The 15,564-nt window shown below is 73.9% G+C and carries 17 protein-coding genes; 7 read left to right on the forward strand and 10 right to left on the reverse strand.

Annotated features, from left to right (window positions below; translation table 11 throughout):
- The first annotated feature begins 219 nt into the window (after positions 1-219).
- The gene (locus Acy02nite_RS07025; RefSeq protein ID WP_275407289.1) at positions 220-774 is read left to right on the forward strand and encodes a TetR/AcrR family transcriptional regulator; all 555 of its coding nucleotides are present in this window, start codon (positions 220-222) and stop codon (positions 772-774) included.
- Positions 775-881: 107 nt separating this feature from the next.
- Here Acy02nite_RS07025 and Acy02nite_RS47145 read toward each other — a convergent pair whose 3' ends face one another.
- The 9 genes from Acy02nite_RS47145 to Acy02nite_RS07070 all read right to left on the reverse strand — a co-directional run bounded on the left by Acy02nite_RS47145 (position 882) and on the right by Acy02nite_RS07070 (position 10,527).
- Positions 882-1,928, reverse strand: a complete 1,047-nt coding sequence (locus Acy02nite_RS47145) for a GtrA family protein (RefSeq protein ID WP_203738993.1) — start codon at positions 1,926-1,928, stop codon at positions 882-884.
- A 452-nt stretch (positions 1,929-2,380) separates the two neighbouring features.
- Positions 2,381-2,992 (reverse strand): TetR/AcrR family transcriptional regulator, encoded by a 612-nt coding sequence (locus tag Acy02nite_RS07035; RefSeq protein ID WP_203738994.1) that lies wholly within the window; start codon positions 2,990-2,992, stop codon positions 2,381-2,383.
- Between the two features lie 249 nt (positions 2,993-3,241).
- A complete protein-coding gene (locus Acy02nite_RS07040; protein WP_203738995.1) occupies positions 3,242-4,162 on the reverse strand; it encodes an NAD-dependent epimerase/dehydratase family protein in 921 nt (306 codons plus the stop codon).
- Positions 4,159-5,247: a cytochrome P450 family protein gene (locus Acy02nite_RS07045; protein ID WP_239174359.1), complete on the reverse strand. Its 1,089-nt coding sequence runs from the start codon at positions 5,245-5,247 to the stop codon at positions 4,159-4,161. Before Acy02nite_RS07045 ends, Acy02nite_RS07040 begins: the two co-directional genes overlap by 4 nt.
- On the reverse strand, positions 5,244-5,996 hold the full coding sequence (locus Acy02nite_RS07050) for a glycosyltransferase (RefSeq protein ID WP_203738996.1): 753 nt from the start codon (positions 5,994-5,996) through the stop codon (positions 5,244-5,246). Before Acy02nite_RS07050 ends, Acy02nite_RS07045 begins: the two co-directional genes overlap by 4 nt.
- A complete protein-coding gene (locus tag Acy02nite_RS07055) occupies positions 5,993-7,429 on the reverse strand; it encodes a class I adenylate-forming enzyme family protein (RefSeq protein ID WP_203738997.1) in 1,437 nt (478 codons plus the stop codon). The genes Acy02nite_RS07050 and Acy02nite_RS07055 overlap by 4 nt, the downstream gene beginning before the upstream one ends.
- A 6-nt stretch (positions 7,430-7,435) precedes the next feature.
- On the reverse strand, positions 7,436-8,179 hold the full coding sequence (locus tag Acy02nite_RS07060; protein ID WP_203738998.1) for a glycosyltransferase family 2 protein: 744 nt from the start codon (positions 8,177-8,179) through the stop codon (positions 7,436-7,438).
- On the reverse strand, positions 8,176-9,171 hold the full coding sequence (locus tag Acy02nite_RS07065) for a 3-oxoacyl-ACP synthase III family protein (protein WP_203738999.1): 996 nt from the start codon (positions 9,169-9,171) through the stop codon (positions 8,176-8,178). The genes Acy02nite_RS07060 and Acy02nite_RS07065 overlap by 4 nt, the downstream gene beginning before the upstream one ends.
- A 15-nt stretch (positions 9,172-9,186) precedes the next feature.
- Positions 9,187-10,527, reverse strand: coding sequence for a serine/threonine-protein kinase (locus Acy02nite_RS07070; RefSeq protein ID WP_239174379.1), 1,341 nt, complete (start codon positions 10,525-10,527; stop codon positions 9,187-9,189).
- 156 nt (positions 10,528-10,683) lie between these two features.
- On the opposite strand from Acy02nite_RS07070, the gene Acy02nite_RS07075 reads away from it, so the two are divergent.
- The 5 genes from Acy02nite_RS07075 (at position 10,684) to Acy02nite_RS07095 (ending at position 14,009) form a co-directional block, all read left to right on the forward strand.
- A complete protein-coding gene (locus Acy02nite_RS07075) occupies positions 10,684-11,067 on the forward strand; it encodes a hypothetical protein (protein WP_203739001.1) in 384 nt (127 codons plus the stop codon).
- Between the two features lie 103 nt (positions 11,068-11,170).
- Positions 11,171-11,743 carry a TetR family transcriptional regulator gene (locus tag Acy02nite_RS07080; RefSeq protein WP_203739002.1) on the forward strand — a complete coding sequence of 191 codons (573 nt, stop codon included), beginning with the start codon at positions 11,171-11,173 and terminating at the stop codon, positions 11,741-11,743.
- A 59-nt stretch (positions 11,744-11,802) separates the two neighbouring features.
- Positions 11,803-11,997: a sensor histidine kinase gene (locus tag Acy02nite_RS07085; RefSeq protein ID WP_203739003.1), complete on the forward strand. Its 195-nt coding sequence runs from the start codon at positions 11,803-11,805 to the stop codon at positions 11,995-11,997.
- An 88-nt stretch (positions 11,998-12,085) separates the two neighbouring features.
- Positions 12,086-13,159, forward strand: a complete 1,074-nt coding sequence (locus tag Acy02nite_RS07090) for a hypothetical protein (RefSeq protein ID WP_203739004.1) — start codon at positions 12,086-12,088, stop codon at positions 13,157-13,159.
- A 214-nt stretch (positions 13,160-13,373) separates the two neighbouring features.
- Positions 13,374-14,009, forward strand: coding sequence for a hypothetical protein (locus Acy02nite_RS07095; protein ID WP_203739005.1), 636 nt, complete (start codon positions 13,374-13,376; stop codon positions 14,007-14,009).
- A gap of 13 nt (positions 14,010-14,022) precedes the next feature.
- Here Acy02nite_RS07095 and Acy02nite_RS07100 read toward each other — a convergent pair whose 3' ends face one another.
- Positions 14,023-14,910 (reverse strand): SDR family oxidoreductase, encoded by an 888-nt coding sequence (locus Acy02nite_RS07100; RefSeq protein WP_203739006.1) that lies wholly within the window; start codon positions 14,908-14,910, stop codon positions 14,023-14,025.
- An 86-nt stretch (positions 14,911-14,996) separates the two neighbouring features.
- Between Acy02nite_RS07100 and Acy02nite_RS07105 the strand changes: the two genes are divergently transcribed.
- On the forward strand, positions 14,997-15,557 hold the full coding sequence (locus Acy02nite_RS07105; protein ID WP_203739007.1) for a TetR/AcrR family transcriptional regulator: 561 nt from the start codon (positions 14,997-14,999) through the stop codon (positions 15,555-15,557).
- The last annotated feature ends 7 nt before the right edge of the window (positions 15,558-15,564 follow it).

The raw sequence follows: 15,564 nt of genomic DNA on the forward strand, positions 1-15,564 counted from the left end.
CCGCACCCGTGGTGGATCAGGAACGCGGCGCGGCATCGGGCGCCGGCCAGGCCCGCAGCACGAAACCCGCCGCGCGGGCATGACGGGACCGGGCAGGGGGCGCACGGACGGCGACTCCGGCCTGCCCGGGCCGATGGTGGGCGCCGACGGGCCGGGAGGCCCCGGGGAAGTGCCTGTGGGGCCGGTGGGCAGCTTGGGGAACCGCAATAAGATGATCTGGTGCCACAGAACCTCCCGCCCCGGGACGCGATCCGTCGCGCGGCCGGGGAGCTGTTCGTCCGGGATGGTTACGGCGCCACCACGGTGCGGGCCATCGCGGCGGTGGCCGGGTGCGACCCGGCGCTGGTGATCCGGCACTTCGGGTCCAAGGAGGGGCTGTTCCTCGCCACTGTCTCGGTCTCCGGTGACCTGACCGGCATTCTGGCCGGTCCGCTCGAGTCGCTCGGCCGCGAGCTGGTCCGCTATGTGCTGGACGGTGCCGAGAGCCCGGTCGCCGGGGTCTATCGCGCGCTGCTCACCGCCTCCGACCGCCCGGAGATCAAGGAACGACTCCGCGCCTCGATGCACGACGTCTTCGTGGGGCCGCTCGCCGAACGCATCGGCGGCGCCTATCCCGAGCTCCGCGCCCGCCTGGCCGCGGCCCAGTTCGCCGGGCTGATCAACGCGTACTGGCTGGTCGGCGACCCGGTCCTGGCCCGTGCCGAACGCGACGCCATCATCACCCTCTACGGCGACGCCATCCAACGCCTGCTGACCTGCGACGACCCGGCCTGACCCCGGAGCGGCACGGGGAAGCAGCCGCCTGGGCACGCGAAGACGGCCGGATCGGCCGCTTCACGACGGGACGGCGATGTCCGGCGACCATCCCGGGCGGCTCGGGGTCAGCTGCGGGCGGTGAGGTGCTGGCGGCGGTTGCGGTGCCAGGTGCGGAGCCGGCCGGCCGGGCGCTGGTTGAGCACGCCGGCGTTCGGCTGGCCGGTGCAGAGGCGGGCCGTCGGGATCGGGGCGAACGTGCCCAGGCAGGCGAGCGCGGCCGTGATGGTGGCGGTCGACGGGTATGGCGCGAACGCGGTCGCCGGCACGGACACCTCGGGGCCGGCCGGCACGTCGGTTGTCGCGCGGGTGGTCGACGCGTCGGCGGCCGGGGCGGGACCGCGACCGGTGGTGGCCGGGGCGGGACCGGCAGCGCCGTCGGCGGAGGCGGTCGTGACGGCCGGGGTGGGACCGGTGCCGCCGGTGGTCGCGGAGGCCGGGGCGGCGTTCGGGCGCCGGCGGAGGGCGCGTCCGCGCAGCGCGTTGCGGCGGGCACGCCGACCGGCGAAGGAGCTGCCGGGGACCGAACCGTCGGGGGCCGAACCGTCGGGAACCAAGCTGCCGGGGTTCGAGCCGCCGGGGACCGAGCCGCTGAGGAGCGAGCGGCAGGAAGGGCCGGTGGTGGCTGTGGCCGGGGACGAGCTGCCGGTGGTCGCGGCTTCCAGCGACGGGGCCAGGGCCGGGGCCGGGGCGACGTGGCGGCGGGCGGCGAAGACCCAGCCGCGCAGGATGACGTAGCGGACGCCGCCGATCACGCTGCCGGTCAGGGCCAGGATCATGGACTCGGTCAGCGCGGACGGGTGCGGCCCGGCGATGCCGGCGAACCACGGGGTCGCGGCCAGGTTCGCGAGGTAGACGACGACCGAGGTGAGGCCGGCCTCCCAGTGCAGGCGGCCGACCGCCGTCGTCGTCACGTTGAACGTGATGCGGCGGTGGGCCTCGGTGTTCGCCGGGGTGACCACGAGCAGCGCGAGCCAGCTCGCCCAGGTCGCGGCGAGGACCTCGCGCACGGAGACGTAGACGATCGTCTGCAGGACCGTACTGAGGGCGCCGACCAGCATGAACCAGACGAGCTGGCGGGGCACGGTCGCGTTCCACGCGGAGGGTCTGGTCATGACTGGACGCTTTCGGACAGCGATGGTTACCGCCAAAATGTCAACACCGTTGACGCCCCCTGTCAACGACGTTGACAGCGTGATGAGAGTTACCCTGCGCCATCGTTTGGTGGCGTTGTGAGGTGGCATCTGTCCGGTTTCGCGGACCAGTTCAGGGTAGAAGGTCCCGTTTTGACGGGCCGATTCCCGCGGTGCGCCACGCGGGCGTACCTGGAGACTGCAACCTCGCCGTTATCAGCCCGTTTCCGATCAGCGACGCCGTGTCGTAGGACGGTGCTCACGCCGTACGGCGGAATCGGCTCTTTGCGGAACAGCGAAGCGGGCGGCGCGCGGCGACCGGGACCACCGGAGTCCCCGCGTCGCACCGCGCGGATGCGGTGGCGACGCGGAACTACGCGTCAGGTGCGGATCGTGGGTCATGCGCGAGGAGCCGGCGCGTCGTGAGGACGCGGTCAGGTCGGGGGCAGCCGTGGGACGTGGCCGCTCATGGCGAGGTCGACGAGCTGCTCGACGGTGTGGCGGGGGAGGGCTGCGGGGCGGCCGGTCACCCGGTACGCCACGAGGCCGTGCCACAGGTCGAGGACCGCGTCGATGTCCACATCGGCCGGCAGGTCGCCGCGCGCTATGCCGCGCTGGAACACGTTGCGGGCGATGTCCCGGCGGGGCGCCACGACCTGCTCACGGAGCTTGGCGAGCGTGCCCGGGTCGTCGCTGGTGGCGGCGACGAGCAGCGTCATGGTGCTGCCGGGGCCGGCCGTCAGGTACTCGACGATCAGGCTGAAGAGCGTGGCCAGTTCGGCGCGGGTGTCACCGGTGTCGGGCACCGGCAGCACGGCGGAGCGTTCCACGATGAGGTCGCAGATCAGGGCCGGTTTGTGCGGCCAGAACCGGTAGACGGTCTTCTTCGAGACGCCGGCGCGGGTGGCGACCTCGTCGATCGTCACGTTGAGATATCCGGCCTGGTCGAGCAGGGTCTCGGCGGCCGTGAGGATGCGTGAGCGGGAATGCGGGTCCGGTGGGCGGCCCCTGCGGCGGGCGGCCGGCGCGGCGCTCGTCGGGATCATGGAACTCCTTCGGATGGACGGACCGGTGAACATCATTCCGATGTGATCGCCGCTGTCAATGAGGGAACAGCGTGTTTCCGCCGCCTGTCCCAAGCCTTGGAAATCCCACGAGATCTCCGAAACCGGCCGTTTCCGAAAGGGCGTCGCGCCGAGCCTGCCGGACGCTCCTATCTTCCTAGGATGCCCTACGCGGTGAGGCAATGCCCGCAACGGGCGTCAGCCGATCGAGCCGGATCGGCCGACAGGAGATCAGCCAGCAAGGGACCGGTCGGCGAGGTAGTCCGCGAACGTCCGGCGCGGCACCCAATCCTGCGCCAGCGCCCGCGTGATGTCGAGGACGACCGGAGCGGTGAGCTGCTCCAACGCGTACCGGGAAAGGGCCGGCGACCGCCGCGTGAGGCGCGAGACGGTCGTGCCCACCGCGGCGACCGCGCGGGCCAGCAGGAGAGCAACGTGCCGCACCGGGACCCCGCAGGCCGCCGCAACGACCGCGTCCCGGCTGTACGGCACGGCGTCCGCGATGTTGTAGGCGCCGGGCGGCCAGCCCCCGGTCAGCCGACCGGCGGCGGATGGTCGACCCGCGGCGGACAGGCAGGCGTCGGCGAGGTTCTCCACGGCGGTGAGGCTGAGCGCGATGTCCGGGCCGGGGAGCAGCACCCGCCCGCCGCGCACGGCCCGCCGCAGCCGTGGCAGCAGGTGCGGATCGCCGTCGCCGTAGACCGCCCGCGGCCGGAGGACCACGGCGCCCGCGGCCAGGGCGAGTGCTTCCCCGGCGGCCTTGGTCTTCCCGTACGCCGTGAGCCCGCCCAGCGGCTGATCCTCCCGGATGGGCGCGGGGCTGTGCGTGTACACGCTGGCGCTGCTCACCCAGACGAGCGGGCGGTCGCCGACGGCCGTGAGCAGGCGGGCCGTCCCGTCCACATTGACCGCGTGGAACGTACCGTCGCGTCCCGGCGGTGGGTCGCCGACCGCGGCCGCCAGGTGCACGACGACGTCGGCGCCGGTCAGGTCGGGCGCCCCCTGGGTGGCGTCCCAGAATCGGTGCTCACCGACCGGTCCGGGCCGGCGCCCGAGACAGATCACGTCAGCCCCGGCCGCCGCGGCGGCGAGCGCGACAGCCGACCCGCAGAAGCCGCTGGCTCCGGTGACGGCGATGCGCGGCGCGGTCATCGGTCGGGCGCCAGGATCAGGCGGGACCAGCCCGGCAGGGCGCTGCGCCGGTCGGCCCGGGCCGAGACGACCCGCGGCCGGTGGACGGCCAGGGCCCGCAGGGCGTCGCTGAGCTGGTGACGGGCCAGCCGGGCGCCGGGGCAGGCGTGCGGCCCGGCCCCGAAGACCAGTTGCGCGACGTGCGGGGGTGCAGGGTCGGCCGGGCACGGGTCGGTCCGGTGGGCGTCGACGGCGTGGCGGGCGACGAGGATCAGCCGGTCCCCGCGCCGGACCGGGCAGCCGTCGACCGTTCCGGCGGCGGCCGCCACCCGGGGCAGCAGCGGCGCCGGAGCGGTCACCCGCAGGAGCTCCGAGGTCAGGGCGTCGGGTGCGGTCCCGGCGAAGGACCACAGGCCGGCGTCGGCGCACCAGGCGGCGGCTCGCGGCAGCGCGGCCACGGTCGTGGTGACGGCGGCCACCGCGAGCATCGCCGCCAGCGCGGCGTCCTCGTGCGAGGCCAGCAGGTCGGTGAGCCGTGCCGTTGCGGCCCGCGCGGCGCGCCGGGCGCCGGGCCGCGGAATGCCGGGCAGATGCTCGCGTGCGGCGGCCGCTGCGGCTGCCCGGGCCATGGACGCCAGCGTGAGCGGGTCGGCGTCGACGCCGAGGAGGGCGGCCGCGGTTGCTCCGGCCAGTTCGGCGGTCACGTCGACCAGCTCGATCCGCTCACCGGCGGCGAGCGGTGCGAGGCGACGGTCGAGAACCGCGGTCCACACCGGACGCAGCCGCTGCACCGCGTCGGCGCCGAGCGCGAGCCCTCGCCGTGACCCCCGATGCCCGTCACCGTCCTGATTGAACAGCAGCTCTCCGCCGGTGAGATCGCCGGCGGCACCCCCGGTGGTGCCCGGCGCGTTGCGGTCGAGCGGGACCCGCGTCAACCCGTCGCGCACGGCCGCCTCGGAGTGCGCGAGGACCGTGCCGCCCAGTCGCCGTGCCGGTCGGCGCCGGGTGGCCGCGAGCAGCGTGAACAGCACCGGGTGGCCGGACAGGTAGACGCGCCGGTCGCGGCGCCGGGCCCGGCTCATGGATTCGCCTGCGAGCTTGCTCATCGGACGTGCACCTCACCGGAGCCGGCCGGGCGCCACCGCCGGTCCCAGTACCAGAGCAGCGTGCGCTTGGCGCCCCAGGCCCGCAGCCGCCGCAGGCTGTTCTCCACGACGAGGTCCTCGGCGCGCACGATCCGGTCGGTGTGCCGCCGCGCCCGGTTGAGCAGCGTCACGTCCTCCGAGCCGTCCTCGAGACGTTCCCGGGCGGTGCCGCCGCAGCGCTGGTACAGGTCCGCCGTCAGGGCCAGGTTGTGACCATGGATCAGGACATAGGGCGTACGGAACGAGGGGTCCCGATGTGCCCGGCGCCAGCGCCCGTAGAGCGCCGCAAGCCGCACCGCCCCAGGGAATACGTAACGCTCGGCGATCGACGGCCGCTCGTCACGCCGCGGCACGCTGCGCCCGCAGACCAGTTCCGCCCCGGCGCCGAGGTGACGCCGTGCCGTGGCCACCCAGTCCGGCGCGGGCAGGCAGTCCGCGTCGGTCCGCGCCAGCAGCACGGCTCCACGGCTGATCGCGTGCCGGAAGCCGGTGTCCGCCGCGGTGCCCGCCCCGGGTTCGTCCTCCCGCACCACCTCGACGGGGAACGGCGCCGGGAACGACCGCACCACCTCGGCGGTGTCGTCGGTGGACGCGTTGTCGACCACGACCAGCGTGAAACCGGTGTCGGTCTGGGCGGCCAGCGCTGCCAGGGTCGCCCCGATCGAGCGGCTCTCGTTGTAGGCAGGGACGATGACGGCGAGCGGCCTCATCGCCGTACCGCCGCGATCGCGAAGGCCGCGGCGGCGGCCCGGTCAGGTTTCCGGGAGCGCCCGGCGAGCGGCACCGGCGCGAAGAGCACGTGATCCGGCCGTGCGCCGCCCATCCGTCGCAGCGGTTCGCGCAGCGCCGCCTCGACCTGGGCCCGGGGCGTTCCCGGCGTGGTCTCGACGACGGCCACCACGTTCTCGTCGCCGTCGCCGGCCGGAATGCCGACCAGGACGGCCAGCGACACGCCCGGGACGTGCAGCGACGGCTCGTAGAGCCCGGGGTAGACGTTCTCCGCGCGCCGCAGGATCATGTCCTTGACCCGCCCGCCGAGGACGACGCGCCGCCCGTCGAGCCGGGCGAGGTCTCCTGTGGACACCCACTCGTGCGGTTCGCCCCCGAGGTAACGGTCGCAGACCCCGTTCCCGGCCAGCTGCAACTCCCCGCCCGCCGTCAGTCCCGCGCGGACCCCGGGCAGCAGCTCGCCCACGGGATCGCCGTCGCCGGTGTGGGCCGCCTTGCCGGTGGCCTCGATCGCGGCCGCGGGGAAGACCTCGGTCAGCGCGTAGACGCACCAGGCCTCGTCCGCGCCGGCCGCCCGCACCCGGCCGAGCAGTGACGACGACACCGGCGCCGATCCGCTGTAGACGCGGCCGCGCAACGGCACCCCGGCGTCCAGCGCGGTCCGCAGCTGCGGCGGGGTCAGGTAGGTGGCCTGCGGTCGCAGCGTGCCGATCTGCCGGGCCAGCGCGCGGGGGCGGCGGGACGGCACGCCGACCGGTGCGCCCGAGGCCAGCGCCGGGACGAGCACGAAGAACATCCCGCCGAGGATCGGCACGCCGGGCTCCGGGCGGACGAGCTCCGCCACGGCGCGCATCCCGGCGCCGAGCCCGGCCCGGGTGTGCACGACCGCGCGCGGGCTCGTGGTCGTCCCCGAGGTGAAGATGATCACGGCGTCGCCGTCGCCCTCGAAGACCGGTGGGGGTGGCCCGCCCGCTCGCAGCGCGGGCGCGGAGCCGGGCAGGCGGCGGCCCACGGTCACCGCCGGTGCGAGGCGTGACAGCTCGGGCAGGGCCAGCCCGGCGCGACGGGCCAGGGGCGCGGCCCAGCTCGCGACGGCCTGCGCTGCCGCGTCCGCGACGATCAGGGCCGGCTGTGCCAGGGCGAGGCGGGCGAGCAGCACGTCCGGCCCGGCGGAGGGGTCGAGGACGGCGATGCGCAGACCCATCCGGTACGCGGCGAGCAGCACCGCGAGCGAGCGGGGCCCGGGCCGCACGGCGACGCCCAGGGTGTCGCCGGGGCGCAGGCCGCGGGCGTGCAGGGCGCCGGCGTACGCGTCCCGCAGGCCGGCGAGGTCTCCCCGGGAGATCCGGCGCCGTCCCAGCAGGGCCGGGGTGTCGTCGCCGGGTCGCAGGGCGGCGTTCAGTTCACTGAGCATCAGCGGTCACCGGGGGTCGGGGGTGAGCGGGCCGCTGCCCTGGTCGAGGTACCACTTCGCGGTGCGGACGACGCCGTACGCGCGGATCCGCCGGGTCGAGTTCTCCACGATCATGTCGCGGCTGTGCACGATCGCGGCGGTCGTGGCGCGGACCCGGTTGAGGAAGAGCCGGTCGGTCGGGGAGGGCCGGCGCGGCATGCCGCCGCAGGCCTCGTAGAGCCCGGCGGTGATCGCCATGTTGTTGCCCGCGTGCATCCGGTACGGCGCGAGGTAGCCGTCGCCCCGGTGCGCCGGCCGGATCCGGCCGAACGCACTGGCGAGCGCGACCAGGCCGGCGAAGAACGCGCGCCCGGCCGGCCCGTGCTCGTCGCGCCGCGCGGTGATCTTGCCGCAGACCAGGCCGGCGCCGGCGTCCAGGGCCGCGCGTGCCGCGGCGACCCAGCCGGGGCCGGGCAGGCAGTCGGCGTCGGTGCGGGCGATCAGGCGCGCGCCGGCCGCGATGGCGTGCCGGAAGCCGGTGTCGACGGCGCAGCCGACACCTTTCTCCGGCTCGTCGATGACGTGGACCGGGAACGGCGCGCGGGCGGCGAACGCCCGGACCGCGTCGGCGGTGGTGTCGGTCGATCCGTTGTCGACGACGAGCAGGGTGAAGGCGCGGTCGGTCTGTGCGGCGAGCGCGTGCAGGGTGGCGCCGATCCGGGCCGCCTCGTCGAACGCCGGGACGACGACCCACAGGTCAGTCCCGGTCATGAGCGCTCCCACACCATGGTCATGATGCTGACCCCGCCGCCGAGCCCCATGAACAGCACCTTGTCGCCGGGATTCAACTCCGGCAGGACCCGATCCAGTTGTACGCCGAGAGTCGCGCTCGCCACGTTCCCGAGTTCGGTCACGGTCACCTCGAGCCGGTCCCGCGGCACGCCGGTGACCTCGACGAACCGGTCCAGATAGGGCAGTGACACCTGGTGCACCAGGATCTTCGCGTAGTCGGTGTGCTCGAGGCCGGTGCGGGCGCGGACCCGATCGAGGATGCTGGCGCCGACCTTCTCGAAGACGCCGCGCAGCCGGTGCCCGTCGCCGGTGAAGTACGTGTGCTCGTCGCCGCGCGGGTGCCGCGAGCCACCGCCCGGGATGCCGCCGACCGCCCAGTGCTGCGAGTGCGTCTCGGTGTCGATGTCCAGGATGCCGCCGGCGGTGACCGGCTCGACCACCACGGCGGCGCCGGCGTCGCCGAAGGTGAACCCGGCGAACGAGCGTCGTGCCTGCTCGATGCTGTCGACGCGGCCGCGCATCACCCGGGTCGGGGTCTCCCCGGTGACGACCAGCGCGCGGCGGGCCCGCCCGGCGAGGATCATCGAGCGGGCGACGTCGATGCCGTTGACGAAGCTGTTGCAGGCGTTGGTGACGTCGAGCGCGTGCGCGCGGCTGCCGAGCGCGGTCTGCACGATGTGCGCGGTGGCCGGCTCGACCATGTCGCGGCTGGCGGAGGCGAACAGCAGCAGGTCGATGTCGAGCGGGTCGAGGCCGGCCTGGGCCAGTGCCCGCCTGGCCGCGCCCGCGCCGAGGGCCGACGCGAACTCCTCGGGGCCGGCGACGCGGCGGCGCTCGATGCCGGTGAGCCGGGCGAACAGGCCGCGTGGCAGGCGGATGCCGCCGGCTCGGGCCACACCGTCCTGCAACTCGCCGGTGGTGACCTCACGTTCCGGAAGGTACGCGCCCACCCCGGTGATCCCGACATACATGGCCGACATTGTGCACTAGTCCAGCGACTCCACCACCATCGATAGTTTGGGCAGGTCAGCTGCCCATTCGGAACGTGGCGCGCGCCACTCGACGACGTAGGTCGTACCGCTGCCGCGGAGCACCCGCCGGATGCCGCGCATCGGGCCGTTCTCCGGGTCGGTGTACGTGTACTCCCAAGTTGTGTCCGGTGGCTCCGGCAGCGCCTCGATCCGCAGCCGCCGGTAGCCGGGCAGCCGGATCGAGCGTTCCTCGGCGCGCAGCGCGGCGGCCACGTCGTCCGGCGGGTTCGGCCAGCGGCTGATCCGCAGGGTGACGCGCTCGGCCGGGTCGCTGAAGGTGACCGCGCCGAACATCCGGCTCGACGTCCAGCCGGCCGGGACCTCGGCCCGGAAACCGGTGGGGTCGGTCCACGTGACGAACCCGGCCGGGGCGGCCGCGGCCGGCGGCCGCTCACCACCCTGGGCACTGCCGCCGATGGCCAGCGCGCCGAGCAGCGTGACCGCGGCGGCCAGCGCCGGCACCCGCCGCCGGATCCGCGACCGGGGCGGGGTGACGACCCGGTGGAGCAGCTCAGCGGTCTCGGCCGGGCTGATCCGGGCGGCCGGGTGCAGGCGCAGCAGGCCGGCCAGCACCGGGGTGAGCGGCCCGGCGCGGCGCGGGGCGTCCGGCGGGCCGGCCGCGAGCGCGCGCAGTGTGGCGGGGGTCGAGTTCCGCGCGTACGGCGGGCGGCCCTCCACCGCGTGGTAGAGCGTCGCCCCGAGCGACCACATGTCGGAGTCGGCGCTGGAGACGCGGTCGAAGAGGCGTTCCGGCGCGATGTACTTCGGTGAGCCGAGCACGACGCGCGCGTCGGTCAGGGCGGCGACCCCGGCCGCGGTCACGGCCGGGCCGAAATCGATCAGGACGATCCGGCCGTCGTCGCCGATCAGCACGTTGCCCGGCTTGACGTCCAGGTGCAGCAGCCCGGCCCGCAGCGCCGCGGTGAGCGCGTCCAGGACGGCCAGGCCGATCCGGGCGACCCGGGCCGGCGGCATCGGTCCGTGCTCCTGGATGACCTGTTGCAGCGAGCGGCCCTGGACGTACTCCATGATCAGCCACGGGCCCTCGGGGTCGGGCAGCACGTCGAACGTGCGGATCACGTGCGGGTGCCGGATCCGGGCGACGGCCTGGGCCTCGCTGAGTGCCCAGGTGCGCACCACGCCCTGCTGGTCGGGGTGCAGGCCGTCCGGAACCGTGCACTGCTTGATCGCGACGTCGAGGTGCCGGACGGCGTCGTGGGCCAGCCAGACATGGCTCATGCCGCCCGAGCCCAGGGGACGGATGATCCGGTAGCGCCCGGCGATGACCGTTTGCACCGTGACCAAGCCGCACCCCCGAGATTGGCAAACAGTAATCAGGAGGCTACCTTGCGTAGGCAACGGGTGGCTGTCGGATATCAGGCGGTGCGAGGAACACGACGCGGCGTACTGTCGCATGGCGTCCTTCGTGGACATTCCGGGGCGGTGAGGCGGATGCGCCGTGTGCTGGCTCTGCTCCTGCCCTGTCTGCTGTTCTCCTGCTCCGGTCCGGCTGCGGCTTCCGCGTCCGCGGTACGTCTCGGCGCCGTTCCCGCCGGGACCGGACACGCGATGGTCCTGAGCCCGGACGACCCGCGGACTCCGATGTATCTGCTCGTGGCGGGCTCCACCGCCGTCCTTCTGCTGGTGGTGCTCCTGCTGGCGCGCCGCCGGCGGTTCCGGCCGCCACGGGCCGCCGCCGTCCCGCTGGTCGCGCCGCCCGTCCCGCAGCCGCTGCCCCCGGGGCAACCGCCGCCGCGGCCGCACCGATCGGGCCGGATGCGCCCCGAGCCGCGGGGCCGGGCAGCCGTCCCGGCCGATCGGCGGGAGCGGGCCTGATCGATGCGGTTCGCGCCGCGCGGGGCGTCGTACCGAGAAAGTGAAGGTGATGACATTCTCGTTACCGGCCGGTAACGTGACTGGTCGGTAAGGGGGTGGAACGGTGCTCTACGGAACCCCGGTCGTCCGTCGCCGAGACGCTCAGCGCAACCGTGCGGCCATCGTTCTGGCCGCCACCGAGGTGCTGGCCGAGGGCGACCCGGTGGCCCTGATGCCCGAGATCGCCCGCCGGGCCGGCGTCGGCCAGGCCACGCTCTACCGGCACTTCGCGGACCGGCACGCGCTCACCTCCGCGGTCATCGAGCACCAGCTCGACCGCCTGGAGGAGGCCGTCGCCGGGCTGGCCGCCCACCCGGAGCACTTCCGGGAACTGCTGCGCTCGGTGCTGCACACCCAGATCGCGATGCGCGGCCTCGTCGTGCTGCTCCGCCGGCTGGACGCGCCCACCCAGAACCGTTACCGCCGGCGCGCCCTGGCCGCGCTGAGCGGGCCGCTGCGGCGCGCCCGCGAGCACGGGCACGTCCGCGCCGACCTGGTGCCCGAGGACCTGGCCCTGCTGTTCACGATGGTCCAGGGGGTCGCCGAGGCGACCGGCGACGCGGCGGCTGCCCGGGCCGCCGCCGACCGGTCGGTCGACCTCATGCTGGACGGGATCTGCCTGACCGCCGCTGACTGACGCCGGCACTCAGTTTCCCCGCAGGGCTGCCGATACCTCAGCTCGGATCGGGACATGAGGTGCCGCCGGAGTTCCGGCCGCGGCTGTTCGACCGGATGGCCCGCGCCGGCCAGACCGCGGGGACGGTCCGCGGGACCGGGCTGGGCCTCTACATCGTCCGGAGCCTGGCGCGCTCCAACGGCGGCGAGGTCCACTACGAGCCCAACCCGGGTGGTGGTTCCGTCTTCGTCGTCGAGGCCGACGCCGGCACGTGACCGGGCAGCCCCGTCGCGGGAGGGTTGCCGCCCTCGCGTACGGTCCCCGACCGAGTGATCGTCATCGACGGATCGGGGACCAGAGAACGTGCGCAACCTACGCCGGAACATCGTGATAGCGGCCCTGCTGGGGCTGGTGGCCGTGCTGCTGCCCGCGCCGGCCATGGCCGACAAGGGCGTGGTCGACCAGTACCCGCTGACCACGAGCCTCAACATCTACCCGCCCGCCACGGGCCAGTCCGCCCAGTACGTGAAGGTCGTGGACACGCAGCTGAACCTGGCCGCGGGCGAGTCGCGGCACCTGCGCGGACGCCTCGAGACCGTCAGCTCCACGACGGGCGTCGTGGCGTTCAACGCCGCCATCCAGTGCTTCGCCACCGGGTCGGACGCCCGGATCGGCAGGCTCGCGGTCTCGTCCCGCAACCATGAGGGCTCCGACGCGTCGTACGCGGTGACCGGTCACCTGCCGCTGCTGGTCGACAAGCTGTTCACCGCGCCGTCCGCCGGGTCGTACACCTGTGGCCTCTACGGGCTGACGGCGAGCACCAGCATCACCGGTTACCACCTGGCCGTGGTCACCGGCGGGAAGTCGTACCTGCAGGTCAGTGACGTCGACCAGGCCGGCGCGGGCGCGTGGGACAGCCTGCAGTGCAACAGCAAGGGCAACAACACGGCCGACTCGAAGTGCACCTTCATCGGCACGAGCGCCAAGTCGGACGTGTTCGTCTTCTACAACGACGGCTCCACCCCGAAGAAGTGGGCCTACGCCCCGGGCACGACGACCGTGCAGGCGCTCGCCAACGTCACCGTGACCACCTGTTACCAGGGAACCGCCTCGTGCGACGGCGTGCCGGAGTCCGAGCGCCTGCCGCGGACCGCGAACAGCTACTCCGCCGTGCAGTTCCGCCTGGACGTGATCCAGCTCGGCGCCGACAACTCCCACGCCTGCTACACCGCGCCGGCCACGACGGTCACGAACAACGTCCGGGACGACGCCCACCACTACACGGCGTACCTGGGCACGACCGTCACCGTCGACCCGAGCTGCGGCTCGATGTTCCTCATGCGGGTCTACGTCAAGCACGTCTCCGGCAGCCCGGTCAAGATCGACGGGGTGCAGGAGCCCAGTTCCCTCACCAACGGCATCATGATGAACCTCTGATCGACGGGACCCGGCACCCGGCCGCAGGGCTGGGCGCCGGGTCGCCCGCCGGCTCCACGGCCGGGCGATCGGGCAGGCCGGCCCGGCACGTGTGCCCGTCGGGGCGTGCACGGCCGGGTGGATCCGGAGTCCCCTGCCGGACAGATCGAGTTCGTTGACGTGCATGTCCTCCGCGCATAGTGTCGCCTCGATCTCTGACCCGCCGGAGGGTGCCATGAGCCTGTCGTCGATGGCCGAGGATGCCGCGCTGCGGCTGCAGGGCACCCCCGGGGCCTCCCCGAAGCAGGCCGCCGCCACCGCCGCCGCCGTCACCGCCGAGGAGATGGTGAAGGGCGCCCAGCCCGAGGCGGCCAAGAGTGCCGGCGAGAGTGCGGCCCGCACGTCGTCGGGCACCAGCATCGCCGGGTCGGTCCTCACCCAGCTCGTCAAGTACGTACCGACCGAGACGATCTCGGTCTACCTCGCCGTGCAGGCCGCGCTCGGCACTGTCACCACGCCGGCCGGCCGCGCCACGTGCGAGGCGAGCTTCACCTCCCGCTGGGTGTGGCTGATCCTGCTCGGGGTGGCGACGGTCCTGCTCACGATCGGGTTGTCGTATCGCAGCCAGAAGCAGGTTGCCCCGCAGGCGCGCTTCCGGGTGCCGATCGTCGAGTCCACGGCGGCGACCTCGGCGTACCTGGTGTGGGCACTGGCCCTGCCGACCACGCCACTGAACGACTTCTGCGGCTACAACGCCACGGCGTGGGGCTCCGTGCTGCTGCTGGCCGGGACGACGATCATCGCGACCACGGCGTACGTCTTCGGCAAGACCATCACCTGGGAAAAGGTCCTCCAGGAGAGCGGCAACTGAGCCCCGGCCGCGGTCACGCGACGTAGTGACCGGCGGCCAGGTCCTCCAGCAGGGTCGGGTGGGCCGGCTTCCAGCCCAGCAGGCGCTGGGTGGCCTCGCTCGACGCGCGGGCGTCGGTCGCGAACATGCGCCCGACCCAGCCGAAGTGCTCGTCGGCCGCACTGTCCGGGAACGATCGCACCGGCACCTCCAGGGCGCGGCCGATCGCCTCGGCGATGTCACGGCTGCGGATGCCCTCCTCGGCGACGGCGTGCAGGATCGTGCCCGCGGGGGCCTGCTCGATCGCGAGGCGGATCAGCGTCGCGGCGTCCCGCACGTGCACGGCCGGCCAGTGGTTCGCGCCGTCACCGACGTACGCCGAAACGCCTGTGTCCTTGGCGATCCGAGCCAGGATCGAGGTGAAGCCGTAGTCGCCGGGACCGTGCACGGTCGGGGCGAAACGGGCGATCAGCGGCCGCACGCCACGGTCCGCCAAGGTGAGCGCGACCTGCGCGTTCTCCTGTCGCGGATGGCCGGGGCCGGCCGGGGCATCCTGCTCGGTGATCACCTTCCCGGGCGCGATGCCGAAGACGCCGGAGGCGATGAGCAGCGGCCGCCCGGTGCCTTCGAGGCCCGCGCCGAGTGCCTCGATCGCCCGCCGGTCGGTCGCCGCGGCGTCCGCCATCCGGGTGAAGTCATGGTTGTAACCGAGGTGGATGACGCCCTCGGCGGCCGCGGCGCCGGCGTGCAGCAGCTCCGGGTCGTCGATGGTGCCGCGCAGGACCGAGGCGCCGAGCGCGGCGACCCGGCCGGCGGCGGCCTCCGAGCGGGCCAGGCCGGTGACCCGGTGACCGGCATTGATCAGCTCGGTGACGGTGGCGGAGCCGATCCAGCCGCTGGCGCCGGTGACGAAGACGTGCATGACAGCCTCCACGAGATGTGATGTCACTTGATGACATGAACCGTAGCGTACGTGATGTCATCGTGTGACATGACTAGGATCACCGTATGGTGCGATGGGAGCCCGGGGCCGCCGGGCGGCTGCGCGAGGCGGCGATGGAGCTGTACGTCGAGCGCGGCTTCGAACAGACGACGGTTGCCGAGATCGCCCAGCGGGCCGGGGTCACCGCGCGTACCTTCTTCCGGCACTTCGCGGACAAGCGGGAGGTGCTCTTCGCGGGCTCGGAAGACCTGGCCGGAGCACTGATGCGGGCGATCGTGGAGGCGCCGGCCGGGGCGGGCCCGATGGCCGTGGTCGCGGCCGCGCTGGACGTCGGCGGCGGGCTGCTGGGGCAGGACCGCGAACGATCCCGGCACCGGCAGCTGATCATCAGAGCCAACCCCGAGCTGCAGGAACGTGAGCTGATCAAACTGGCGCGGCTGGGGGACCGGCTTGCCGAGGGGCTGCGAGCGCGCGGGATCGCGCCGCGCGAGGCGGTGCTCGCGGCGGAGGCCGGGATCCTGGTGCTGCGAGTGGCGTTCGAGAGCTGGGTGTCCGGAACCGATCAGGGCGACCTGCGGGTGATCATGGCCGAGACGCTGGCCGCGCTGCGGACGGTGACCGCCTAGCCGGCCG

Origin of the sequence: Actinoplanes cyaneus, from assembly GCF_016862095.1 — a bacterium.
GTDB lineage: Bacteria > Actinomycetota > Actinomycetes > Mycobacteriales > Micromonosporaceae > Actinoplanes > Actinoplanes cyaneus.

Excerpts from the sequence above, each read along its gene's own strand:
- Acy02nite_RS47145 (WP_203738993.1), bottom strand. The coding sequence starts at position 1,928 with ATGACCAGACCCTCCGCGTGGAACGCGACCGTGCCCCGCCAGCTCGTC.
- Acy02nite_RS07035 (WP_203738994.1), bottom strand. The coding sequence starts at position 2,992 with ATGATCCCGACGAGCGCCGCGCCGGCCGCCCGCCGCAGGGGCCGCCCA.
- Acy02nite_RS07040 (WP_203738995.1), bottom strand. The coding sequence starts at position 4,162 with ATGACCGCGCCGCGCATCGCCGTCACCGGAGCCAGCGGCTTCTGCGGG.
- Acy02nite_RS07045 (WP_239174359.1), bottom strand. The coding sequence starts at position 5,247 with ATGAGCAAGCTCGCAGGCGAATCCATGAGCCGGGCCCGGCGCCGCGAC.
- Acy02nite_RS07050 (WP_203738996.1), bottom strand. The coding sequence starts at position 5,996 with ATGAGGCCGCTCGCCGTCATCGTCCCTGCCTACAACGAGAGCCGCTCG.
- Acy02nite_RS07055 (WP_203738997.1), bottom strand. The coding sequence starts at position 7,429 with ATGCTCAGTGAACTGAACGCCGCCCTGCGACCCGGCGACGACACCCCG.
- Acy02nite_RS07060 (WP_203738998.1), bottom strand. The coding sequence starts at position 8,179 with ATGACCGGGACTGACCTGTGGGTCGTCGTCCCGGCGTTCGACGAGGCG.
- Acy02nite_RS07065 (WP_203738999.1), bottom strand. The coding sequence starts at position 9,171 with ATGTATGTCGGGATCACCGGGGTGGGCGCGTACCTTCCGGAACGTGAG.
- Acy02nite_RS07075 (WP_203739001.1), top strand. The coding sequence starts at position 10,684 with ATGCGCCGTGTGCTGGCTCTGCTCCTGCCCTGTCTGCTGTTCTCCTGC.
- Acy02nite_RS07095 (WP_203739005.1), top strand. The coding sequence starts at position 13,374 with ATGAGCCTGTCGTCGATGGCCGAGGATGCCGCGCTGCGGCTGCAGGGC.
- Acy02nite_RS07100 (WP_203739006.1), bottom strand. The coding sequence starts at position 14,910 with ATGCACGTCTTCGTCACCGGCGCCAGCGGCTGGATCGGCTCCGCCACC.
- Acy02nite_RS07105 (WP_203739007.1), top strand. The coding sequence starts at position 14,997 with ATGGTGCGATGGGAGCCCGGGGCCGCCGGGCGGCTGCGCGAGGCGGCG.